The organism is Streptomyces sp. P9-2, assembly GCF_051903975.1.
Taxonomy (GTDB): Bacteria; Actinomycetota; Actinomycetes; order Streptomycetales; family Streptomycetaceae; genus Streptomyces; species Streptomyces cellulosae.
In genome coordinates, this window is record NZ_CP192633.1 from 1,400,361 (window position 1) to 1,422,023 (window position 21,663).

Consider the following 21,663-nt stretch of genomic DNA (forward strand, 5'->3'; position numbering starts at 1 on the left):
CTCCCGGCCCGTCCGGTCAGCGGCGGGGGCGGTCCAGACCCAGGACGCGGTCCTTGAGGGCCGGGAAGCGGTCCCGGGTGCCCGCCACCGTCGCCGGGTCGAAGTCGACGGTCAGGACCTCCTCGCCGGGACCCGCCTCGGCGAGGACCTCGCCCCACGGGTCCACCACGACCGAGTGTCCCGCCTGCGGAACTCCCGCATGCGTCCCGGCCGTTCCGCACGCGAGGACGAACGCCTGGTTCTCCACGGCGCGCGCCCGCGCCAGCAGCGTCCAGTGGGCGCGGCGCCGTTCGGGCCAGCCCGCCGGGACGACGAAGGTCTCCGCGCCGGCGTCGACCAGGCCGCGGAAGAGCTCCGGGAAGCGCAGGTCGTAGCAGGTCGCCACGCCCACGACGGTGTCCGGCAGACGGACCGTCACCAGCTCCTCGCCCGCCCCCATCAGCACGGCCTCGCCCTTGTCGAAGCCGAAGCGGTGGATCTTCCGGTAGGACGCGGCGAGTTCGCCGGAGGGGGAGAAGACGAGGGAGGTGTTGTAGAGGGTGCCGTCGGGGTCCCGCTCCGGGACGGACCCCGCGTGCAGCCAGACGCCCGCCTCGCTCGCCGCCTTGGCCATCGCCTCGTACGTCGGTCCCTGGAGCGGTTCCGCCTCGGCGCCGAAGCCCTCGTAGGCGAAGGCGCCCGTGGTCCACAGCTCGGGGAGGACCACGAGGTCCGCCCCGGCCTGATCGCGTACCAGGGCCGCCACCCGGCGCCGACGCGATTCGACCGATTCGTCCTCGTTCACGGCGACTTGCAGCAAGGAAGCGCGCACACTACCACCGTCCTGGCATTCGACCCGCGTCCACGGGCCTACGATCGTCACACGAAAGCACTGCCGGGGTGCCTGTCAGCAGCGTAACTTGGGGGTCCCGCCGGTTCGAGCGAAGCCGAGAACCGGGGGAGACCCGAGACACCCGCGCAGTGCAGCCATCGCCCACTGGCACCGCCGCCACAACCTGCCCGTGTACCGACCGCCGAGGGGTCCCGTTCCGTGAGTCTGCATCCCGCCCTCCAGCCCTACGCCGACGCCTGGTCCCACTCCATCGAGGCGATATCCGAGCTGGTGCAGCCGCTGCCGGAGGCCGACTGGAACCGGCGCACGCCCTGCCCGGGCTGGTCGGTCCGTGACGTGGTCTCGCACGTCATCGGCCTCGACTCGGAGATGTACGGCGACCCCCGGCCGATCCACTCGCTGCCGCGTGACCTGTTCCACGTCACCAACGACCACCAGCGGTACATGGAGATGCAGGTCGACGTGCGCCGCCATCACACGGCGCCGGAGATGACCTCCGAGCTGGAGCTGATGATCATCCGGCGTAACCGCCAGCTGCGGAACGAGTCCCGCGACCCCGGCACCAAGGTGCGCGGGCCGCTGGGCACGGAGCTGACGCTGGAGGAGTCGATGCGCCGGCACGCGTTCGACGTGTGGGCGCACGAGCAGGACCTCCGCACGGCGCTGGGCCGCCCCGGCAATCTCGACTCCCCCGGCGCCCATGTCGCCCGCGACGTCCTGCTCGACGAACTCCCGCGTGTCGTGGCCGACCTGGCGCAGGCGCCGCGCAGCTCCGCGGTGGTCGTGGACGTGCACGGCCCGGTGGAGTTCCTGCGCACGATCCGCGTCGACATCCAGGGCCGCGGCACCCTCGAAACCGCCCCGGCCCTCGGCCCGGCCGCCACCCTCGTCCTCGACTGGGAGACCTACGTCCGCCTGGCCTGCGGCCGCGTGACGGCGGAGGCGGTCGCGGACCGCATCAAAACGGAGGGCGACCAGGACCTGGCCGCGGCGATCCTCCGCCACTTCGCGGTGACGCCGTAACCGGGGGCGCCCCCTGACGCCGCCCGCCGCAGCACGCGGGTGGACGGCAGCACCCCCGCCGCCCGGGCCGGCGCCCGGGCGGCAGCCCCGGCTCCCGCCGCCCGCGGGCATACGTGCCACCCAGGGCGGCGCGGGTGGGCCCGGGCGGCACCCCGGCCCCCACAAGACCCCGACACCCCCGGCACAACCCGCGCGACATCCCGATACCCACAGCCCGCGGGCCTACATGCCCAGGCGGCAGCCCCGGCTCCGGCCGCCCGGGGCATTCGTGCCACCGTGGGCGGCACGGGTGGGCCCGGGCGGCACCCCCGCCCCCCAAGGGAGACCCCGGCACAACCCGCGCGACTTCCCGATCCCCACAGCCCGCGGGCCTACGTGCCCGGGCGGCACCGGCCGCCCGCGCGGCCAGGGTCCCCGCTGCCCGCGGGCATGCGTGCCGCCCATGAGCGGCGCGGGCGGGCGCGGGCGGCGCCCCTGCACCCGCCCGCACCGCAACACCCCCGGCCGTCACGCAGGCACATGCACCGTCGACACCCTGCTGGCGACCAACCGCTCCCGCTCCCGCCGCGCCGCCCGCCGGCGCAACCGCAGGATCTGCGTGACCCCCAGCGCCTGCAGGACGAACACCGCCGAGAAGGCGACCCTGTAGTCGTCCCCCGTGGCGTCCAGCAGCACGCCGATCGCGAAGAGCGTCGTCATCGAGGCGACGAACCCGCCCATGTTGGTGATGCCGGAGGCGGTCCCCTGCCGCTCGGGCGGGTTCGCCGGCCGGGCGAAGTCGAAGCCGATCATCGACGCCGGCCCACAGGCCCCCAGCACCGCGCACAGCACGACCAGCAGCCACATCGGCGCCCTGTCCCCCGGCCAGGCCAGCGTCGTGGCCCACAACAGAGCCGTCGCGCCCACCGTGCCGAGCGCCAGCGGCAGCCGCGCCCCGTGATGCCGGGCGACGACCTGGCCGTAGACGAGACCGACGGCCATGTTGGCCAGCACCACCAGGGTGAGCAGCTCACCGGCCACCGCGCGGGACAGCCCCTGGGCCTCGACCAGGAACGGCATGCCCCACAGCAGCAGGAACACCATCGCCGGGAACTGCGTGGTGAAGTGCACCCACAGCCCCAGCCGGGTCCCCGGCTCACGCCAGGACCGGGCGATCTGCCGGCGGACGTACGCGGCGCCCTGGTGCGACACCGGTTCCGGCTCGTGCCCCTCGGGATGGTCCTTGAGGAACAGCAGCACCAGGACGAGCACAACGGCCCCCGCGAGCGAGCTGCCCGCGAACGCCGCCGTCCAGCCGACGCCGTGCAGCAGCCGGGCCAGGACCAGCGTGGAGACGAGGTTGCCGGCCATGCCGATGAGTCCGGCCATCTGCCCGACCAGCGGCCCTCGCCGCGCCGGGAACCACCGCGCGCCCAGCCGCAGCACGCTGATGAAGGTCATCGCGTCGCCGCAGCCGAGCAGCGCGCGGGCGGCGAGCGCCATGCCGTACGACGGGGAGAGGGCGAAGCCGAGCTGTCCGAGGGTGAACAGCACCGCGCCCAGGCTCAGCACCTTCTTGGTGCCGAGCCGGTCCACCAGCAGGCCGACGGGTATCTGCATGCCCGCGTAGACCAGCAGTTGGAGGATGGAGAACGTGGAGAGCGCGGAGGCGCCCACGTCGAAGCGGTCGGCCGCGTCGAGACCGGCCACGCCCAGGGACGTGCGGAAGATGACGGCGACGAAGTAGACGGAGACGCCGATCCCCCAGACGGCGAGCGCGCGCCGCCCTCCGGGCGGGTCGCCGGGCAGCGTGCCGGCGGCGCGCGTGGCGGCGCCGCTCATCGCACCTCTCCCCGGGCGAGGTGGGAGAACCAGCCGACGTGCCGGTGGACGACCTCGACGGCCGCGTCGGCGTCGCCGGAGCGCAGCGCGCCCAGGATCTCCTCGTGCTCGGCGAGGGTCTTGGCGATGCGGTCGGGGTGGGAGTGCATCACGGCCTGGCCCATGCGCAGCTGACGGTCGCGCAGCTGGTCGTAGAGGCGGGAGAGGATCTCGTTGCCGCCGCTGCGGACGATCTCGGCGTGGAAGCACCGGTCGGTGACGGAGGCCGCGGCGAAGTCGCCGGCCGCCGCCTCCTCCTTCTGGCGCGCGAGCAGCTGCTCCAGGCGCGCGATGAGACCGGGGGGCGCGGGCACGGCCTTGCGCGCCGCGTGCTCCTCGACGAGCAGCCGCGTCTCGACGACGTCGGCGATCTCCTGCGCGGAGACCGGCAGTACAAGAGCGCCCTTCTTCGGGTAGAGCCTGATCAGCCCCTCGGCCTCCAGGCGCAGCAGGGCCTCGCGCACGGGCGTGCGGGAGACGCCCACGGCCTCGGCCAGCTCGCCCTCCGTGAGGAGCGTCCCGCCCTCGTACGTGCGCTCCAGCACGCCCTGCTTGACGTGGGCGTAGACGCGGTCGGCTGCGGGGGGACGTTTCGCGGGGGCGGACACACTCATGCGGACAGCATAGATACAACAGGTACGCATGGAAGCATGCGTCCACCATGCGAAACACCGCCTGCCGGGAAAATGCGCCCTTCTCCCGTACAACCATCCCCTCGGCGTACGCGTCAGACACGTGCGGCCCCTTCCGCGCGGCCGCTCCTCAACCAGGCCGGGCAGCACGGCCTTTCAGGTAAATCGGGGTATCTGACTTGAAAATCGGCATCCAGGGCATCCGCTTCCGCAGAGCCGCCGGCGTCGTCGTCACCACCGGCGCCGTGCTCGCCTCCGGAGCTCTCTACGCGGCGCCGGCACAGGCCGCCGCCCCCGTTCCGTCCGTCGTCGCCAAGGGCGGCTTCGTGATCAACAACGCGAACGGCAAGACGCTGTACACGAAGCTCGGGGACACCCGCCGCGCCACCGGCTCCACCACCAAGATCATGACCGCGAAGGTCGTGCTCGCCCAGAAGAACCTGAACCTGAACGCCACGGTCACGATCCAGAAGGCGTACAGCGACTACATCGTGTCGAAGAACGCCTCGTCCGCGCGGCTGATCGTCGGCGACAAGGTCACCGTCCGCCAGCTCCTCTACGGGCTGATGCTGCCGTCCGGCTGCGACGCCGCGTACGCGCTGGCCGACAAGTTCGGCACCGGTTCGACCCGCTCGGCCCGCGTGAAGTCCTTCATCTCCAAGATGAACGCAGACGCGAAGAAGCTGGGCCTGAAGAACACCCACTTCGACTCGTTCGACGGGATCGGCAACGGCAGCAACTACTCGACGCCTCGTGACCTGACGAAGATCGCCGGCAGCGCGATGAAGAACGCCACGTTCCGCGCGATCGTGAAGACGAAGAAGTACACGGCGAAGACGAAGACCAAGACGGGCGGCACCCGCACGATGGCGCCGTGGGTCAACACCAACACCCTGCTGAGCAGCTACAGCGGCACCATCGGCGTGAAGACCGGCTCGGGCCCCACGGCCAAGTACTGCCTGGTCTTCGCCGCGACCCGCAACGGCAAGACGGTCGTCGGCACCGTCCTCGCCTCCTCCTCCGCCGCGCAGCGCGAGAAGGACGCGAAGGCCCTCATGAACTACGCGTTCAGCAAGATCTGACCCACCCGGGCCCCGGACGCGCGGAGGGGCGCCGCACACCTGGTGTGCGGCGCCCCTCTCTGTTGCTGCGTGACCGTCAGGCCCAGGTGATCAGCCGCTTCGGCTGCTCCAGGACCGCCGCCACGTCGGCGAGGACCTTGGAGCCGAGCTCGCCGTCGACCAGGCGGTGGTCGAAGGACAGGGCCAGGGTGGTGACCTGGCGCGGCTTGACCTTGCCCTTGTGGACCCACGGCTGGGGCTTGATCGCACCGACCGCGAGGATCGCGGACTCGCCCGGGTTGAGGAGGGGCGTGCCCGTGTCGACGCCGAAGACGCCGACGTTGGTGATCGTCACCGTGCCGCCCTGCATGGCGGACGGGGAGGTCTTGCCCTCCCGGGCGGTGGACACCAGTTCACCCAGGGACGCGGCCAGTTCGGGCAGCGTCTTGGCGTGGGCGTCCTTGATGTTCGGCACGATCAGACCGCGCGGGGTGGCCGCCGCGATGCCCAGGTTCACGTAGTGCTTGACCACGATCTCCTGCGCCGCCTCGTCCCACGAGGCGTTGATGTCGGGGTTCCGGCGGATCGCGACCAGCAGGGCCTTGGCGATCAGCAGCAGGGGGTTCACGCGCAGGCCCGCGAACTCCTTGTCCTGCTTCAGTTCCTCGACCAGCTTCATCGTCCGGGTCACGTCGACCGTCACGAACTCCGTGACGTGCGGCGCGGTGAACGCCGAGCCGACCATGGCCGCCGCGGTCGCCTTGCGCACGCCCTTGACGGGGATGCGCGTCTCGCGGGCGGAGTCGTACGACGCCGGGGCCGCGGGCTGGACGGGCGTGGGGACGGCCGGGGCGGACGGCTGGGCCGCCGGGGCCGTCTGCTGCGGGACCTGGGCCGCGGCGACGGCCGCGTGGACGTCCTCGCGGGTGACGACGCCGCCCGGGCCGGTCGGGGTCACCGTGGCCAGGTCGACGCCCAGGTCCTTGGCCAGCTTGCGCACCGGCGGCTTCGCCAGCGGACGCTGCTCGGGGGCGGCCGGAGCGGCGGGGGCGGCCGGAGCGGCGGCGGCGGCCGGAGCGGCGGCGGCGGCCGGAGCGGCCCCGTGGCCGTTCAGCTCGGACTGGACCGCCGACGCGGCCTGCCCGGCCGCCGCGTCCGGCGCCTGCTTGCGCGGGCGGCGGCGGGTGGAGGACGTGGCGACGCCGTAGCCGACCAGCACCGGCTGACGGGCCGCGGGCTGCTCGGCGGGCTGCTCCGGCTCCGCGGCGGGGGCGGGGGCGGGGGCCGCGGGGGCCTCCTCCTGCGCCGGGGCGCCGCCCGCCACCTCCACCGCGATGATGGACGTGCCCACGTCGACCGTGGTGCCCTCGGGGAAGTGCAGGGCACGGACCACGCCGTCGTAGGGGATGGGCAGCTCGACGGCGGCCTTCGCCGTCTCCACCTCGCAGACCACCTGCCCGTCGGTGACGGTGTCACCGGGCTGGACGTACCACTTGAGGATCTCGGCCTCGGTGAGGCCCTCGCCCACGTCCGGCATCTTGAACTCGCGTACGGACGCGTTCGTCATCGTCGTCACGACCCTCTCCTCAGTACGCCAGCGAGCGGTCGACGGCATCGAGCACCCGGTCCAGGTCCGGGAGGTAGGACTCCTCCAGACGGGCCGGCGGGTACGGGGCGTGGTAGCCGCCGACCCGGAGCACCGGGGCCTCCAGGTGGTAGAAGCAGCGCTCCGTGATCCGGGCGGCGATCTCCGCGCCCGAGCCGAAGAACACCGGCGCCTCGTGCACGACGACCAGACGGCGCGTCTTCTCCACCGACGCCTGGACGGCGTCGAAGTCGATCGGGGAGACCGAGCGCAGGTCGAGGACCTCCAGGTTGCGCCCCTCCTCGGCGGCCGCGTCCGCGACCTCCTGGCAGAGCTTCACCATCGGGCCGTACGCGGCGAGGGTCAGGTCCGTGCCCTCACGCACCACCTTCGCCTTGTGCAGCGGGCCGGGGATCGCCTCGGTGTCGACCTCGCCCTTGTCCCAGTAGCGGCGCTTCGGCTCGAAGAAGATCACCGGGTCGTCGCTCTGGACGGCCTGCTGCATCATCCAGTACGCGTCCGACGCGTTCGACGGCGACACGATCTTCAGACCGGCCACGTGGGCGAACAGCGCCTCCGGCGACTCGGAGTGGTGCTCCACCGCGCCGATGCCGCCGCCGTAGGGGATGCGCACGACGACGGGCATCTTGACCTTGCCCAGCGCGCGGGCGTGCATCTTCGCGAGCTGCGTGACGATCTGGTCGTACGCGGGGAAGACGAAGCCGTCGAACTGGATCTCCACCACCGGGCGGTAGCCGCGCAGGGCCAGGCCGATCGCCGTGCCGACGATCCCCGACTCGGCGAGCGGGGTGTCGATGACCCGGCTCTCGCCGAAGTCCTTCTGCAGGCCGTCCGTCACCCGGAAGACGCCGCCCAGCTTGCCGACGTCCTCGCCCATGACGACGACCTTCGGGTCCGCGTCCAGGGCGCGCCGCAGCGACTCGTTGATCGCCTTGGCCAGAGCCATCTTCTCAGCCATGTCACTTACCCCCGTCTTCGTCCGCGAACGAGGCCTGGTAGGCGGCGAACTGCGCCCGCTCCTCGTCCACCAGCGCGTGGCCGTCCGCGTACACGTTCTCGAAGATGGCGAAGTGGTCCGGGTCCGGCATGGCACGGACCGCTTCGCGCACCCGCTTGCCCAACGCCTCGGACTCGGTCTCCAGTTCCGCGAAGAATCCCTCGTCCGCGTGGCCCGAGGCCTCCAGGTGGCGGCGCAGGCGCAGGATCGGGTCCTTCGCCTCCCAGGCCAGCCGCTCGTCGTCCGTGCGGTAGCGGGTCGGGTCGTCGGAGGTGGTGTGCGCGCCCATGCGGTACGTGAACGCCTCGACGAGCGTCGGTCCCTCGCCGGCGCGGGCCCGCTCCAGGGCCCACTTGGTGACGGCCAGGTTCGCCAGCACGTCGTTGCCGTCCACGCGCACGCCCGGGAAGCCGTAGCCCTGCGCGCGCTGGTACAGCGGCACGCGGGACTGCTTCTCGGTCGGCTCGGAGATCGCCCACTGGTTGTTCTGGCAGAAGAACACCACGGGCGCGTTGTAGACCGCGGAGAAGGTGAAGGCCTCTGCCACGTCGCCCTGGCTGGAGGCGCCGTCGCCGAAGTACGCGATGACCGCGCTGTCGGCGCCGTCCTTGGTGATGCCCATCGCGTAGCCCGTGGCGTGCAGCGTCTGGGAGCCGATGACGATCGTGTACAGGTGGAAGTTGTTGCCGTTCGGGTCCCAGCCGCCGTTGTTGACGCCGCGGAACATGCCGAGCAGGTTCGTCGGGTCCACCCCGCGGCACCAGGCGACGCCGTGCTCGCGGTAGGTGGGGAAGACGTAGTCGTCGTCGCGCAGCGCCCGGCCGGAGCCGATCTGCGCCGCCTCCTGCCCGAGCAGCGAGGCCCACAGGCCCAGCTCGCCCTGGCGCTGGAGCGCGGTGGCCTCGGCGTCGAAGCGACGGGTGAGCACCATGTCGCGGTACAGCCCGCGCAGATCCTCGGCCGTGACGTCGGCGACGTACTGGTCGAACTCGGCGTTCTTGACGCGCTTGCCCTCGGGCGTCAGCAGCTGGACGAGGGCGGGCTCGGCGCCCTTCCCGGCGCCTGCGGCCTTCTTGGTGGTGCTGGTGGTGCGCTTGGTGCCGGTGGTGCCGGCCTTGTTTCCGGCGCTGCGTCGCGGTGTGCGCGCGGCAGTGCTCTCCACGGTCACGTGTGCTCCTCCGTCGGTCCGGCCCCCGGGGTTGCCGGTAGGCCAGTGCGGCTCACCTGTTCCGACCACCGGGCACGGGGTGGGTGCCACTCGACCGGGAACAGGCGTGACAGGTGCCCCGGCGAGCGCCCTGCACACAGCACGTTACCCAGTGCTCCACATTTCTGTGAAACCCCCTCTGACCTGCGATTTTGCTTGGATATCCAAGTAAATCGGGGTAGGCCCGGAAGGCGCGCTGGTCACAGCCTTGCAGGAGGCCGGAGCAACGGCACGTTATCCCGGCCGAGCCGGGCACGGGAAGAGCAGACTTCCCCGGCGGCACGGGGTGCCGCCGGGGAAGTCACGGGGTGCCCTCAGGGAGGGCGAATTGTTCAGTCGGGGGACGGTGACGCCGGTCAGTTGCCCGCGCCGCCGGGCACGCCGGCGTTGAGCCCGCCCGCGTCGGCGCCACCCGCGCCGCCGGGACCGGTGCCCCCGGTCTCGGTGCCGCCGGTCTCCGTGCCGCCGTCCCCGGTGCCGCCGTCGTCGGTGCCCCCGTCGTCGGTGCCGCCGTCGTCGGTGCCGCCCGTCTCGGTGGACTGCGTCGCCGTCGGCTCCTCCGTCGGCTGCTCCGTGTCCGGCTGGGACGGAGTCCAGGACGGCTCGTAGCTGGGGGTCCAGTCGCCGTTGCCGCCGGAGCCGGAGCCCGGGTCGGTGTCGGGACCGGAGGTCTCCTCGGTCTCCTCCTCCGTCGGCGACTCGCTGGGCGACTCCTCCTTCGTGCTCTGCGAGACCGACGGCGAGGTGTCGGTCTTGCCGCCCTCGCCCCCGCCGCCGCCGTTGTTCAGCGCGAGCGCGACACCGGCCGCGACGGCGATCACCGCGAGCACGGCGAGGATCCACAGCTTGCCGCGGCCGCTGCCCTGGTTGCCGTGGCCCTCGAAGCCGCCGTCGTCCCGGCCGCCGTACCCGTGGGGCAGGATCGGCTGCGGGATCGCCGTGGTGCCGGACTGGTCCGGGTGCGGCATGGCCGCGGTGCCGGCGTACCCGCCCGCGGGCGTGCGCGGACCCTCGTGCATGTCGACGGGCCCGGTGTTCCAGGTGCCGGTGTGGCCGCCCTGGTCGTAAAGCATCTGCAGCGCGTACTGGACGAGACCGCGCATCTCCTCGGCCGTCTGGAACCGGTCGTCCGGGTCCTTGGCGAGGGAGCGCATCACGAGCCCGTCCAGCTCGGGCGGGCAGGCGTCCGAGGCCTCGGAGGGAGGCGTGGGGATGTCCTGGACGTGCTGGTAGACCACCGACAGCGGCGTCTCACCGGTGAACGGCGGGCGCAGCGCCAGCAGTTCGTACAGCAGGCAGCCGGTCGCGTACAGGTCGGAGCGGTGGTCGACGGCCTTGCCGAGCGCCTGCTCCGGGGAGAGGTACTGCGGGGTGCCCATGACCATGCCGGTCTGCGTCATCGTCGTGGACGCCCCGTGCATGGCGCGGGCGATGCCGAAGTCCATCACCTTCACGGCGCCGTTGTTGGTGATGATGACGTTGGCCGGCTTGATGTCGCGGTGCACGATGTTGTGCTGGTGCGAGTAGGCCAGGGCCTCCAGGACGCCCGAGACGATGATCAGCGCCTGCTCCGGGCCCGGCGCCTCCGCGTTCATCAGCAGGTCGCGGATGGTGCGGCCCTCGACCAGCTCCATCACGATGTACGGCACGGACTGGCCGCCGATCAGGTCCTCGCCGGAGTCGTACACGGCGACGATCGCGTGATGGTTGAGGCCGGCCACGGACTGGGCCTCGCGCGTGAAGCGCGCCTTGGACACCGGGTCCTCGGCCAGGTCGGAGCGCAGCAGCTTCACGGCGACGGTACGCCCGAGGCGTACGTCCTCCGCGGCGAACACCTCGGCCATGCCGCCCCGGCCGAGCCGGTGCGTGAGCCGGTACCGGCCGTCGCCGACCAGCCCGCCGTTGCCCCAGTTGTCCGGCGCGTCCGACATGCCGCCGCCAGTCGCCTCGGGGTCGGACGGGCCCTGAGCGCGCTGCTGCTGTGCCATCAGTCCTCGCCGTCGTTTCTGCCCGCGGTGCGCGCGGTGTTGTTACGGTCTCCGTCGGCCACGCTACAGCCTCTGCCGGGGCCTCCGGTCCGGGACGGGCTGCCCGGTCCGGCACGCGACGGACCGGTCATCAAACCCGCTGGCCGTACCGTCGTGCAAATTCCGTGTACCGGCCGTACGACCGCTGTAACGCTTCCGCGACGCTTCTTTCGCGTACGGTCACGGAACGGGCACCGCGCTTGACGTGTCGGTGCCCTGGGGCAGACTTGGCCGGGAATAGCACTTTCGATCTACGACGACGACACGTCACGAGAGACAAGTCACCGACGGCGGCGCCGGACGCCGGAGAGGCTACGGGGGACGCGGAACATGAGCCAGGACGGCGCACAGGGCCGGCACACGGGGCGGGCGCTCGCGGGCGGACGCTACCAACTGCGGGACCTGCTCGGCCAGGGTGGCATGGCGTCGGTGCATCTCGCCTACGACACGGTGCTGGACCGTCAGGTCGCCATCAAGACGTTGCACACGGAACTCGGACGGGAGCAGGCGTTCCGTGAGCGCTTCCGCCGCGAGGCCCAGTCCGTGGCGAAGCTCACGCACACCAACATCGTCTCGGTGTTCGACACCGGCGAGGACGACGTCGACGGGATGACCACTCCGTACATCGTCATGGAGTACGTGGAGGGCCGCCCGCTCGGCTCCGTGCTCGACGAGGACGTACGGCAGCACGGCGCGATGCCCGCCGACAAGGCGCTGAGGATCACCGCCGACGTGCTGGCGGCGCTGGAGATCAGCCACGAGATGGGGCTGGTCCACCGCGACATCAAGCCGGGCAACGTGATGATGACCAAGCGCGGCGTGGTCAAGGTGATGGACTTCGGCATCGCCCGCGCCATGCAGTCCGGTGTGACGTCGATGACGCAGACCGGCATGGTCGTCGGCACCCCGCAGTACCTCTCCCCGGAGCAGGCCCTCGGCCGGGGCGTCGACGCCCGCTCCGACCTGTACTCGGTCGGCATCATGCTCTTCCAGCTGGTCACCGGCAGGCTGCCGTTCGACGCGGACTCGCCGCTCGCCATCGCCTACGCGCACGTGCAGGAGGAGCCGCCGGTCGCCTCCTCGATCAACCGCTCGCTGCCGCCGGCCGTGGACGCGCTGATCACCCGCGCCCTGAAGAAGAACCCCAACGAGCGTTTCCCCAGCGCGGAGGCCATGCGCGGGGAGTGCCTGCGGGTGGCGCAGTCCTTCCAGGCGGCCCCGCCGAGCATCGTGCCCGGCAGCCAGACGCCCAGCGGCGCCGGCGTCGGCTCCGCGGTGTTCCCGCCGGTCGACCAGTCCGGGCAGACGCCCGCCGGCAGCGTGCAGACGCCGTACCAGCCGACGCCCCCGCCGAACCCGTACGGCACCCCGGCCCCGGCCACGCCCGCCCCGGCCTACGGCTACCCGCAGCAGGGCGGCTACCCGACGCCGAGCCCGTACGCCCCGCAGGGTCCGTCGACGCCCGCGCCGTACACGATCTCGCCGCAGGGCACCGGCGGTGGTCAGGGGCGCGGCCGGAACACCTCGGTGATCGTCGCGTCCGCGCTGGTCGCGGTGCTGGCGGTCGGCGGTCTGGTGACGGCGCTCGTGCTGAACAACGGGGACGAGAAGGAACCGAACGCGGGCGGCGGCAGCGCCTCCGCCACGGAGAAGCCCGAGGGCTACCGCGGTCCGGACACGTCCAAGACGATCGAGCCGGAGGAGTGCGAGGAGCCGCAGGAGTCGTACAACGACCCCGAGCTGATCCGGCTGCCGAACTTCAAGTTCAAGCACATCGCCTCGGTGAAGGCGTGCTTCCAGGCCGCCGGCTGGGGCGGCAACCTCAAGATCGTCACGGTCGACGAGAACACCTACGGCGAGGGCTCGGTCCGCGAGCAGTTCCCGCCGGCCGGCACGGACGTCGACCCGGAGGACATGCCGGAGATCACGCTGAAGGTCTCGACGGGCAACCCGCCCACCTCCTGACACCCGGACCATACGGAAGGGGCCCGGCGTCCGTGCCGGGCCCCTTCCGCTGTGATGAGGCGTTCTACAGGTAGGGGCCACCCGCGCGACCACCCGGATGGTGGGCGTCTTCGTGCCCCTCGGCGACACCCGGCGGCAGGGCCCGGCGCATCTGCTCCAGCTGCGCGCGCGCCGCCATCTGCTGGGCGAAGAGCGTCGTCTGGATCCCGTGGAAGAGCCCCTCCAGCCAGCCCACCAGCTGGGCCTGCGCGATGCGCAGCTCCGCGTCGCTGGGGGTTGCCTCGTCCGTGAAGGGCAGGGAGAGCCGCTCCAGCTCCTCGACCAGCTCCGGCGCCAGGCCGTCCTCGAGCTCCTTCACCGAACTGGCGTGGATCTCCTTGAGGCGGTTGCGGCTGGCCTCGTCGAGAGGGGCCGCCCGCACCTCCTCCAGCAGCTGCTTGATCATGCTGCCGATCCGCATGACCTTCGCCGGCTGCTCCACCTGCTCCGTCACCGGAGTCTCACGGGAGTCCTCGTCGCCGCCCTTGCCGCCGCTGAGCGCCATACCGTCCTGGCCGACGACCAGGATCTGCGGATTCTCCGGCGACCGTTCGTTCCTCGGCATCTCCATTCGACCATTGTCGCGCACACCCGCTTCACCACGCGGTGCGCCCCCGGAAGCGGCCGCGTTCTCAGCGCGGTGGGCCCCCGGAAGCGGCCGCGTTCTCAGCGCGGGAGGCCCGCCTCTGAGGGGGTCGCGGCGGCGGGTCCTCCGTACGGCCCTGTCCGGCATGCCGGTCCCGTCCCCCGGTGCGAGGCTGGTGGGCGTCCATCCGTCCCAACTTGCCGACGGTGCGGCCGAGCACCGGCCGGCGCGGGAGGTCCCGGCCGTGACTCCATGGCTGCGCACACTGGGGGCGACGTTCGTGCTGGGGGCGGGGGCCGTGCTGCTGCCGTACGGCCCGTTCCCCGGCCCGCCGGGTGCGGCCGGCGTGGCGTACGGGGCGGAGCGGACGCCTCCGGGCCCCGACGCGAGCGACCGCGCCCGCGCGGCCTCCCGCTCCCCGTCCGCCCCGGCCTCCCGCTCCCCGTCCGCCCCGGCCTCCCCCTCGCGCTCGGCCTCGCCGTCGGCCGCCCGGTCCGGGAACGGGCAGGGCGAGGGACGGGACAGGCCAGGGCGGCAGGAGACGGCACGTGAGCAGTCCCGGGACACCGAGCCGCCCCGCCGGGGCCGTGCCGAGGAGGAGGGCTCGGGTCCCACCGAGGCGGCCGGACGCCCGGACGGCGACGGGATGCGCCGTCCCGGCGCCCGGCGCGACGCGTCCACACCGGCCGAGGACGACACGGCGGAGGGGTACCCGGACGGCTCCGACGCCACAGGGCCGACGGGACCCTCGTCCTCGGCCGTGGTCCCGGCGACCGCCTCGTCGTCGCGGACCGCCGAGCCGGACGCGGTCACGGGGACCGCCGTGGAGCCGGTGCTGCGGATCCTGCCGCTGGGCAGCGGCCTGGTCCTCATGGGCCTCGGGTTCGCCCTCGCCTTCCTGGGACTGCGGATGCGTCAGGAACGCGGGACGCGCTGACGGCTCACCTGGGCGTGACGAGCAGGACCTTGCCGATGTGGGAGCTGTCCTCCACGATCCGGTGCGCCTCGGCGGCGTCCGGCATGGGGATCTCCCGGTCGATCACCGGACGGACATGACCGGCCGACACCAGCGGCCAGACGTGCTCCCGTACGGCCGCCACGATCGCGGCCTTCTCCTCCACGGGACGCGCGCGCAGGGTGGTGGCGGTGATCGCGCCGCGCTTGGCGAGCAGGGCGCCGATGTTCAGCTCGCCCTTCACCCCGCCCTGCATGCCGATGATCACCAGGCGTCCGTTCACGGCGAGGGCCTGGACGTTGCGGTTCAGGTACTTGGCGCCCATGTTGTCGAGGATGACGTCCGCGCCCTTGCCGTCGGTGGCCTCCCGCAGCTCGGCCACGAAGTCCTGCTCGCGGTAGTTGATCAGGATGTCCGCGCCCAGCTCGGCGCAGCGCTCCAGCTTCTCCTTGGTGCCGGCGGTCACGGCGACCTTCGCCCCGACCGCCTTGGCGAGCTGGATGGCCATGGTGCCGATGCCGCTGGAGCCGCCGTGCACGAGGAAGGTCTCGCCGGGGCGCAGGTGGGCGATCATGAAGACGTTCGACCAGACCGTGCAGACCACCTCGGGCAGCGCGGCGGCCCGTTCGACGGAGACCCCCTCGGGAACGGGCAGCAGCTGCCCGGCGGGAACGGCCACCTTCTCGGCGTAGCCGCCGCCGGAGAGCAGCGCGCAGACCTCGTCCCCGACGGCCCAGCCACTCACCCCCGGCCCGACCTGCGCGACCCGTCCGGAGCACTCCAGACCGGGGTAGGGAGACGTACCGGGCGGCGGGTCGTAGAAGCCCTGACGCTGCAGGATGTCGGCCCGGTTGACAGCCGTGGCCACCACGTCGACGAGGACCTCCCCCTCACCGACGACAGGATCGGGAACCTCGTCCCACACCAACGCCTCGGGCCCACCGGGTTCGGGAATCGTGATCGCATACATGAGGGGGACGGTACTCCGAGGCCCCCAGGGGCGCGGGGAACTGCGCGAACGGAGGCCAGAGACACCTCGCCCCTCGAAGGACCCGGGCACCCACACCCCCAGGGGGCGCGGGGAACTGCGCAAACGGACGTCAGGGACGCCTCGCCCCTCAAGAAGCCTGGGCACCCACACCCCCAGGGGGCGCGGGGAACTGCGCGAACGGAGGTCCAAGAGGCGGAGTCCTTGAAACCCCCTCCTACGGCGCCGGCGCCAAAAAATCCGCGTGCGGAACCGATGAGTTCGCGCGACCGTAAAAGTCCCCCCATGCGTAGCCCAAGCACGCGGAAGGACCCCGAAGCATGAGCACGCACCCGTCCGCCCCGGCGATCGAAACCGCGGGCCTGGTCAAAACCTTCGGTGAGACACGGGCCGTCGACGGCGTGGACCTCACCGTGCCCACGGGCACCGTCTACGGCGTCCTCGGCCCGAACGGCGCCGGCAAGACCACCACCGTGAAGATGCTCGCCACCCTGCTCCGCCCGGACGGCGGCGAGGCCCGCGTCTTCGGTCACGACGTCGTGCGCGACGCCGACGCGGTCCGCTCCAGGGTGAGCCTCACCGGCCAGTACGCGTCGGTCGACGAGGACCTCACCGGCACGGAGAATCTGGTCCTGCTGGGCCGCCTGCTGGGCCACCGCAAGCCCGCGGCCCGAGAGCGCGCCGCGCAGCTGCTGGAGGCGTTCGGTCTCACCGAGGCAGCGGGCAAACAGGTCAAGCACTACTCGGGCGGCATGCGGCGCCGCATCGACATCGCCGCTTCCATCCTCAACACCCCGGACCTGCTGTTCCTCGACGAGCCCACCACCGGACTCGACCCGCGCAGCCGCAACCAGGTCTGGGACATCGTGCGGGCGGTCGTCGCCCAGGGCACCACCGTGCTGCTGACCACGCAGTACCTGGACGAGGCCGACCAGCTCGCCTCCCGGATCGCGGTGATCGACAAAGGCCGGGTCATCGCCGAGGGCACCAAGGGCGAGCTCAAGGCGTCCGTGGGCGCGGGGTCCGTCCATGTGCGGCTGCGCGACCCGGAGCGGCGCCCGGACGCCGAGCGGCTGCTGCGCGACCTGCTGCTCGCCGAGGTGCAGCTCGAACCCGACCCCGTGGCGCTCACCGCGAGGCTCAACGCAGCGACCAGCGACAGCGCGGCCGACCAGGCGGCGCGGGCGCTCACCGAGCTGTCCCGGGCCGGCGTCACCGTCGACAACTTCTCCCTCGGCCAGCCGAGCCTCGACGAGGTCTTCCTCGCGCTGACCGGCCACGACACCGGCTCGGCGGACGGCACGGACGGCACGGACGGCACCGGCGACGACACGAAGGACGAGGTGGCGGCATGAGCACGGCCACGAGCACCGAGACCAAGGAACTCGCGCCCGTCAGCACCGAGTCCCTGGCGGCGCTGCTGGTCGCCGAGGAGCGGCCGCAGCGGCCCAGCTCGCTGTCCACGTCCCTCACGTTCGGCTGGCGCGCCATGCTGAAGATCAAACATGTGCCCGAGCAGCTCTTCGACGTCACCGCCTTCCCGATCATGAACCTGCTGATGTTCACGTACCTCTTCGGCGGTGCGCTGGCGGGTTCGCCGACGGACTACATCCAGTTCGTGCTGCCGGGCATCCTCGTGATGTCGGTCGTCATGATCACGATGTACACGGGTGTCTCGGTGAACATCGACATCGAGAAGGGCGTCTTCGACCGCTTCCGCTCGCTGCCGATCTGGCGGCCCTCGGCGATGGTCGGCTACCTGCTCGGCGACGCCCTGCGCTACACCATCGCGTCCGTGATCATGCTGGCCATGGGCCTGCTGCTCGGGTACCGGCCCGACGGCGGCTTCCCCGGAGTGGTCGCCGGGATCGCCCTGCTGCTGGTGTTCTCGTTCGCGTTCTCCTGGATCTGGACGATGTTCGGGCTGCTGCTGCGCACCGAGAAGTCGGTGATGAGCGTCAGCATGATGGTGATCTTCCCGCTCACCTTCCTGTCCAACGTCTTCGTCGACCCGCGCACCATGCCCGGCTGGCTCCAGGCCTTCGTGAACAACAGCCCGGTGACCCACCTGGCGTCGGCGGTCCGCGGACTGATGGCGGGCGACTGGCCGGCCGCGGACATCATGTGGACCCTGGGCTGGGCGGCGGCGCTCGTGCTGGTCTTCGGCCCGGTGACGATGCGGCTGTACAACCGGAAGTAGACGGCTCACGGCATGGAAACGGCCCCGGGGACCGAACCCTCGGGGCCGTACCGCGCCCTGGCACCGAAGCGTCCTGGCCGCGGAGCGTCTCAGCCTCGCAGCGTCCCGACTAACGCAACGGCCGCACATCCGGCGCGATCTGCGTGACCGGTGTGGCCCGCACGATCGTGATCAGCCGGTCCGTCAGCTCCAGCGTCCCGACCTCCCGGTCGTCGTAGCCGAGCACCCGGTGCCCGCGCACCACGCTCACCACCAGGTCGTCCAGCTCCCGCGGGGTCTTGCCCACCTCGGACTTTATGACCGGCCGTTCCACGACGTCGAGACCGGTGCCCTGCTGGATCAGGTCCTCCATGACCATGCCCGCCGCAGGGCTCAGCACGGAGAGGCCCAGCAGGCGTCCGGCCGCGCTGGCGCTGGTGATGACCGCGTCGGCGCCCGACTGCTTGAGCAGCGGCGCGTTCTCCTCCTCGCGGACCGCGGCGACGATCTTGGCGTTCCGGTTGAGCTGGCGTGCCGTCAGCGTCACCAGGACCGCGGTGTCGTCGCGCTGGGTGGCGATGATGACCTGGCGGGCCCGCTGGAGCTCGGCGCGCTTCAGCACCTCGCTGCGCGTCGCGTCCCCTATGACACCGGCGTACCCGTCCGCCGTGGCCGCCTCGATCGCCTTGGCGCTGGGGTCGACCACCACGACCTGCTCCTTGCGGAGTCCCGTCGCACAGACCGTCCTGATCGCGGACCTGCCCTTGGTCCCGAACCCGACGACTACGGTGTGATCGCGCAACGTGGACCTCCAGCGGTTCAGTCGCCATTCCTCCCGGGTGCGTTCGGTGAGGGCTTCGAGGGTGGTGCCGACCAGGATGATCAGGAACATCACCCGGAGCGGCGTGATGACGAAGATGTTGGTGAGCCGGGCCCCGTCCGTCACCGGGGTGATGTCGCCGTAGCCCGTGGTCGAGAGGGTGACGGTCGCGTAGTAGAACGCGTCGAGCAGGTCGAGGGAACCGTCCGAGTTGTCCGTGTACCCGTCCCGGTCGGCGTACACGATGAACGCCGTCACCACGAGCACCAGCAGGGCCATCGACAGCCGCTTGGCGACCTGGCGGATCGGGTGTTCCACCAGTTTGCGCGGCAGCTTGACCCGGTAGGTGACCAGATGCTCGTCGGCCTGACGGGCGATGGCGTCCTGGCCCGGAAGTTTCACGTGAAACACACCCCGATTCCCCCGGACGCCCAGGGCAGGTCCAGCAGTTCCGCCTCGTACCCGGGCTTGGCGCCCCCTGGCGGTACGACGGCCAGCGCGTCCGCCGCGGCGATCCCACGCAGCATCGCAGGACCGTTGTAGAGCAGAGGCAGCGCCCGGTCACCGCGCAGGGCGACGGGCACCAGCCGGGTGTCGTACGGATGCCCCTGCACCGCGTCCCTGAGCGGCAGCGTGTACCCCTCCGGGGCGGGGCGGGCCGCCAGGGTGCGCAGCAGCGGCTCGGCGAGCGTGACCAGCCCGGACACGGCGGCGAGCGGGTTGCCCGGCAGGCCGACGAGGTACTGCTTCTCCGAGATCCGCGCCAGCAGCATCGGGTGCCCGGGACGCACCGCGACCCCGTCCACCAGCAACTCGGCCCCGAGGCGCCGCAGCGTGGGGTGCACATGGTCGACCGGGCCCGCGGCCGTGCCGCCGGTGGTGACCACGACGTCGGCGTCGCAGCCCTTCAGCGCCTGGTGCAGCGCGTCCTCCTCGTCCCCGACCCGCCGTACGTCGACCACGTCGGCGCCCAGCGCGCGCAGCCACGGCGGCAGCAGCGGGCCCAGCGCGTCCCGGATCAGCCCCTCGTGCGGCAGCCCCTCGCCCAGCAGCTCGTCACCGAGCACGAAGACGGCCGCACGGGGCCGGGGGACGACGGTGAGCGTGTCGTACCCGGCCGCCGCCGCCATGCCGAGCACCGGCGGGGTCACCAGCGTGCCCACCGGCAGCAACTGGTCGCCGTTGCGGCACTCCTGGCCTCGGGGGCGGATGTCCTGGCCGTGCGAGACGGTGTGCGGCGCCCGGGTCGCGGCGGTGGCGTGCAGCCGGCCCTTGTCGTCGGTACGGCCGTGCTCGCTGCGGAGCACGGCGGTGGTGTCCGGCGGGACCCGCGCGCCGGTGGCGATCCGCACCGCCTCCCCGTCGGTCAACGGCGCGTGCGCGGTGTGCCCGGCGAGGACGCCCTCCTCCCGCACGTCCCAGGGACCGGGACCGGAGACCGCCCAGCCGTCCATGGCGGAGGTGTCGAACGACGGCAGGTCGGTCAGCGCGATCAGCGGGGCGGCCAGGGTGAGGCCGAGCGCGGAGGACAGCGGGACCGAGACGGGCGGAAGGTGTCCGCCGCGGTGGCCGCCGCCCCGGCGGGGGGCGTGCGCGGCGGTCGCGCGGGCCTCCGCCCAGTCGGTGCCGTCGCGGTGCGCGGGGGCTCCGGAGGCAGAGGCGCCGTGCGAGCCGCTGCCGTGCGAACCGCTGCCACCTGCGCCGTCGTCGCCGTGCGTGCGGTCGCCGGAGGGGCGGTCGCCGGGGGTGTGGGCGTCGTTCACGAGGGCGAGCGCCTCCTCGACGTCGAGGTCGTCGGCGTCCTCACCGGCCCGGGGCGTGCGCGGGGTCATCCGGCGTCCGTGCGGGTTTCGGGTTCCGCGCCGCCGGAGGGCGATGCGTCCGCCGTGTCCTGTGCGTCCTCCTCGGCCCAGCGGTTGGCCAGCGCCGCGGCCTTGCGGGCCGCCTCGGCCACGGCGTCGGCGTCACCGCCCGCCCGCGCGGCGGCGAAGCCGACCAGGAAGGTGGTCAGCGGGGCGGCCGGCCGTGCCACCCCGTGGGCGGCGTCACGGGCGAGGTCGAGCAGCACGCCGGTGTCGACGTCCAGGTCGATGCCCAGCTCGTCCTTGACTGCGGAGATCCATTCGTCCAACACGTGTCCATGCTCCCTGATGCGTGCCCTGGCAGTGGCGATGTCGTCCCAGGTGTCGCAGTCGAAGGACGCCACCGGGTCGGAGATACGGAGAAGGTCGAGGGCACCGGTGAGCCGGCGCAGGGGGAGCCCGGCCGTCCCGCCGTGCGCGACGGAGAGCCCGGCCAGCTCACGGCGCAGGGACGGCACGCGGTACGCGGCCACCAGCGGCTGGTCCCGGCCGTCGGCGTCGGTCAGCAGCACACCGTCGGCCGCGCTCCGGCGCAGGGTGTCCAGCAGCGCGGCGACGGTACGGGCGTCGAGGAAGGGCAGGTCGGCGGAGAGCAGCACGACGTGCCCGGCGGTGACGTGCCGCAGTCCGGCGTCGAGCGCGGCGACGGGGCCGCCGCCCGGCGGGTCCTCGCGGGCCCAGGTGACGGGGCGCGCGGTGGGGCGGGGACCGGCCACGACCACCGTGGCGCGGGCGTCGGCGCAGGCCGTGAGCACCCGGTCGAGCAGAGGGCGTCCGCCGACCCGCACGGCCGGCTTGTCGGCGCCGCCCAGCCGCCGGGCCGCACCGCCGGCGAGCACGACGGCGTCGTACACGGTCGCGTGAGCCGTGGCGTTCGGGTCGCCGTGCGCATCGGGCGGGACGCCGTGCGCGGCGGCGGGTGGCTGGTACTCGGTCACCCCCCGAGTATGCGTGCCCCCGCGATCACAGGGAACGCAGGGGCACGCGGGAAGAGGCGACCCCGGCCCGCCGGGGGTGGGCGAGG

At 72.5% G+C, this 21,663-nt stretch carries 18 protein-coding genes; 6 read left to right on the forward strand and 12 right to left on the reverse strand.

The window, feature by feature from the left end:
* Nucleotides 1-16: 16 nt before the first annotated feature.
* Complete coding sequence (locus ACQY0Z_RS06590) at nt 17-811, reverse strand: carbon-nitrogen family hydrolase (RefSeq protein WP_189896982.1); 795 nt, start codon at nt 809-811, stop codon at nt 17-19.
* Between the two features lie 219 nt (nt 812-1,030).
* Here ACQY0Z_RS06590 and ACQY0Z_RS06595 point away from each other — a divergent pair, with 219 nt between their 5' ends.
* Nucleotides 1,031-1,855, forward strand: a complete 825-nt coding sequence (locus ACQY0Z_RS06595; RefSeq protein ID WP_189896983.1) for a maleylpyruvate isomerase family mycothiol-dependent enzyme — start codon at nt 1,031-1,033, stop codon at nt 1,853-1,855.
* Between the two features lie 507 nt (nt 1,856-2,362).
* On the opposite strand, the gene ACQY0Z_RS06600 is transcribed toward ACQY0Z_RS06595, so the two are convergent.
* Both ACQY0Z_RS06600 and ACQY0Z_RS06605 read right to left on the reverse strand, forming a co-directional pair.
* Nucleotides 2,363-3,676, reverse strand: coding sequence for an MFS transporter (locus ACQY0Z_RS06600; RefSeq protein ID WP_439811958.1), 1,314 nt, complete (start codon nt 3,674-3,676; stop codon nt 2,363-2,365).
* Nucleotides 3,673-4,329, reverse strand: coding sequence for a GntR family transcriptional regulator (locus tag ACQY0Z_RS06605; RefSeq protein ID WP_381728700.1), 657 nt, complete (start codon nt 4,327-4,329; stop codon nt 3,673-3,675). Before ACQY0Z_RS06605 ends, ACQY0Z_RS06600 begins: the two co-directional genes overlap by 4 nt.
* Nucleotides 4,330-4,526: 197 nt before the next feature.
* Between ACQY0Z_RS06605 and ACQY0Z_RS06610 the strand changes: the two genes are divergently transcribed.
* Entirely contained in the window at nt 4,527-5,429 is a 903-nt protein-coding gene (locus ACQY0Z_RS06610) for a D-alanyl-D-alanine carboxypeptidase family protein (RefSeq protein ID WP_189896987.1), read from the forward strand.
* Between the two features lie 76 nt (nt 5,430-5,505).
* Here ACQY0Z_RS06610 and ACQY0Z_RS06615 read toward each other — a convergent pair whose 3' ends face one another.
* The 4 genes from ACQY0Z_RS06615 to ACQY0Z_RS06630 all read right to left on the reverse strand — a co-directional run bounded on the left by ACQY0Z_RS06615 (nt 5,506) and on the right by ACQY0Z_RS06630 (nt 11,206).
* Nucleotides 5,506-6,984 carry a dihydrolipoamide acetyltransferase family protein gene (locus ACQY0Z_RS06615; protein ID WP_439811959.1) on the reverse strand — a complete coding sequence of 493 codons (1,479 nt, stop codon included), beginning with the start codon at nt 6,982-6,984 and terminating at the stop codon, nt 5,506-5,508.
* A gap of 10 nt (nt 6,985-6,994) precedes the next feature.
* Nucleotides 6,995-7,972, reverse strand: coding sequence for an alpha-ketoacid dehydrogenase subunit beta (locus ACQY0Z_RS06620; RefSeq protein ID WP_189896990.1), 978 nt, complete (start codon nt 7,970-7,972; stop codon nt 6,995-6,997).
* 1 nt (nt 7,973) lies between these two features.
* A complete protein-coding gene (gene pdhA / locus ACQY0Z_RS06625) occupies nt 7,974-9,179 on the reverse strand; it encodes a pyruvate dehydrogenase (acetyl-transferring) E1 component subunit alpha (protein WP_254587481.1) in 1,206 nt (401 codons plus the stop codon).
* A gap of 395 nt (nt 9,180-9,574) precedes the next feature.
* Nucleotides 9,575-11,206, reverse strand: a complete 1,632-nt coding sequence (locus ACQY0Z_RS06630) for a protein kinase domain-containing protein (protein ID WP_254587482.1) — start codon at nt 11,204-11,206, stop codon at nt 9,575-9,577.
* A gap of 369 nt (nt 11,207-11,575) precedes the next feature.
* On the opposite strand from ACQY0Z_RS06630, the gene ACQY0Z_RS06635 reads away from it, so the two are divergent.
* Nucleotides 11,576-13,210 carry a protein kinase domain-containing protein gene (locus tag ACQY0Z_RS06635; protein ID WP_254587483.1) on the forward strand — a complete coding sequence of 545 codons (1,635 nt, stop codon included), beginning with the start codon at nt 11,576-11,578 and terminating at the stop codon, nt 13,208-13,210.
* Nucleotides 13,211-13,274: 64 nt separating this feature from the next.
* Here the strand turns inward: ACQY0Z_RS06635 and ACQY0Z_RS06640 are convergent, their stop codons facing one another.
* On the reverse strand, nt 13,275-13,820 hold the full coding sequence (locus tag ACQY0Z_RS06640; RefSeq protein ID WP_189896997.1) for a bacterial proteasome activator family protein: 546 nt from the start codon (nt 13,818-13,820) through the stop codon (nt 13,275-13,277).
* Between the two features lie 160 nt (nt 13,821-13,980).
* Between ACQY0Z_RS06640 and ACQY0Z_RS06645 the strand changes: the two genes are divergently transcribed.
* Nucleotides 13,981-14,772 carry a hypothetical protein gene (locus ACQY0Z_RS06645; protein ID WP_189897371.1) on the forward strand — a complete coding sequence of 264 codons (792 nt, stop codon included), beginning with the start codon at nt 13,981-13,983 and terminating at the stop codon, nt 14,770-14,772.
* Nucleotides 14,773-14,776: 4 nt separating this feature from the next.
* Here ACQY0Z_RS06645 and ACQY0Z_RS06650 read toward each other — a convergent pair whose 3' ends face one another.
* The gene (locus tag ACQY0Z_RS06650) at nt 14,777-15,760 is read right to left on the reverse strand and encodes an NAD(P)H-quinone oxidoreductase (RefSeq protein ID WP_189896999.1); all 984 of its coding nucleotides are present in this window, start codon (nt 15,758-15,760) and stop codon (nt 14,777-14,779) included.
* A 338-nt stretch (nt 15,761-16,098) separates the two neighbouring features.
* On the opposite strand from ACQY0Z_RS06650, the gene ACQY0Z_RS06655 reads away from it, so the two are divergent.
* Complete coding sequence (locus ACQY0Z_RS06655) at nt 16,099-17,133, forward strand: ATP-binding cassette domain-containing protein (protein ID WP_189897001.1); 1,035 nt, start codon at nt 16,099-16,101, stop codon at nt 17,131-17,133.
* Nucleotides 17,130-17,978, forward strand: a complete 849-nt coding sequence (locus ACQY0Z_RS06660) for an ABC transporter permease (RefSeq protein ID WP_189897003.1) — start codon at nt 17,130-17,132, stop codon at nt 17,976-17,978. Before ACQY0Z_RS06655 ends, ACQY0Z_RS06660 begins: the two co-directional genes overlap by 4 nt.
* Before the next feature lie 109 nt (nt 17,979-18,087).
* Here the strand turns inward: ACQY0Z_RS06660 and ACQY0Z_RS06665 are convergent, their stop codons facing one another.
* The 3 genes from ACQY0Z_RS06665 to ACQY0Z_RS06675 are packed head-to-tail and all read right to left on the reverse strand — an operon-like array spanning nt 18,088 to nt 21,577.
* Nucleotides 18,088-19,179: an NAD-binding protein gene (locus ACQY0Z_RS06665; RefSeq protein WP_189897004.1), complete on the reverse strand. Its 1,092-nt coding sequence runs from the start codon at nt 19,177-19,179 to the stop codon at nt 18,088-18,090.
* Nucleotides 19,176-20,609 (reverse strand): molybdopterin molybdotransferase MoeA, encoded by a 1,434-nt coding sequence (locus tag ACQY0Z_RS06670; RefSeq protein ID WP_439811960.1) that lies wholly within the window; start codon nt 20,607-20,609, stop codon nt 19,176-19,178. The genes ACQY0Z_RS06665 and ACQY0Z_RS06670 overlap by 4 nt, the downstream gene beginning before the upstream one ends.
* Nucleotides 20,606-21,577 (reverse strand): NTP transferase domain-containing protein, encoded by a 972-nt coding sequence (locus ACQY0Z_RS06675; protein WP_439811961.1) that lies wholly within the window; start codon nt 21,575-21,577, stop codon nt 20,606-20,608. The genes ACQY0Z_RS06670 and ACQY0Z_RS06675 overlap by 4 nt, the downstream gene beginning before the upstream one ends.
* Nucleotides 21,578-21,663 lie beyond the last annotated feature (86 nt).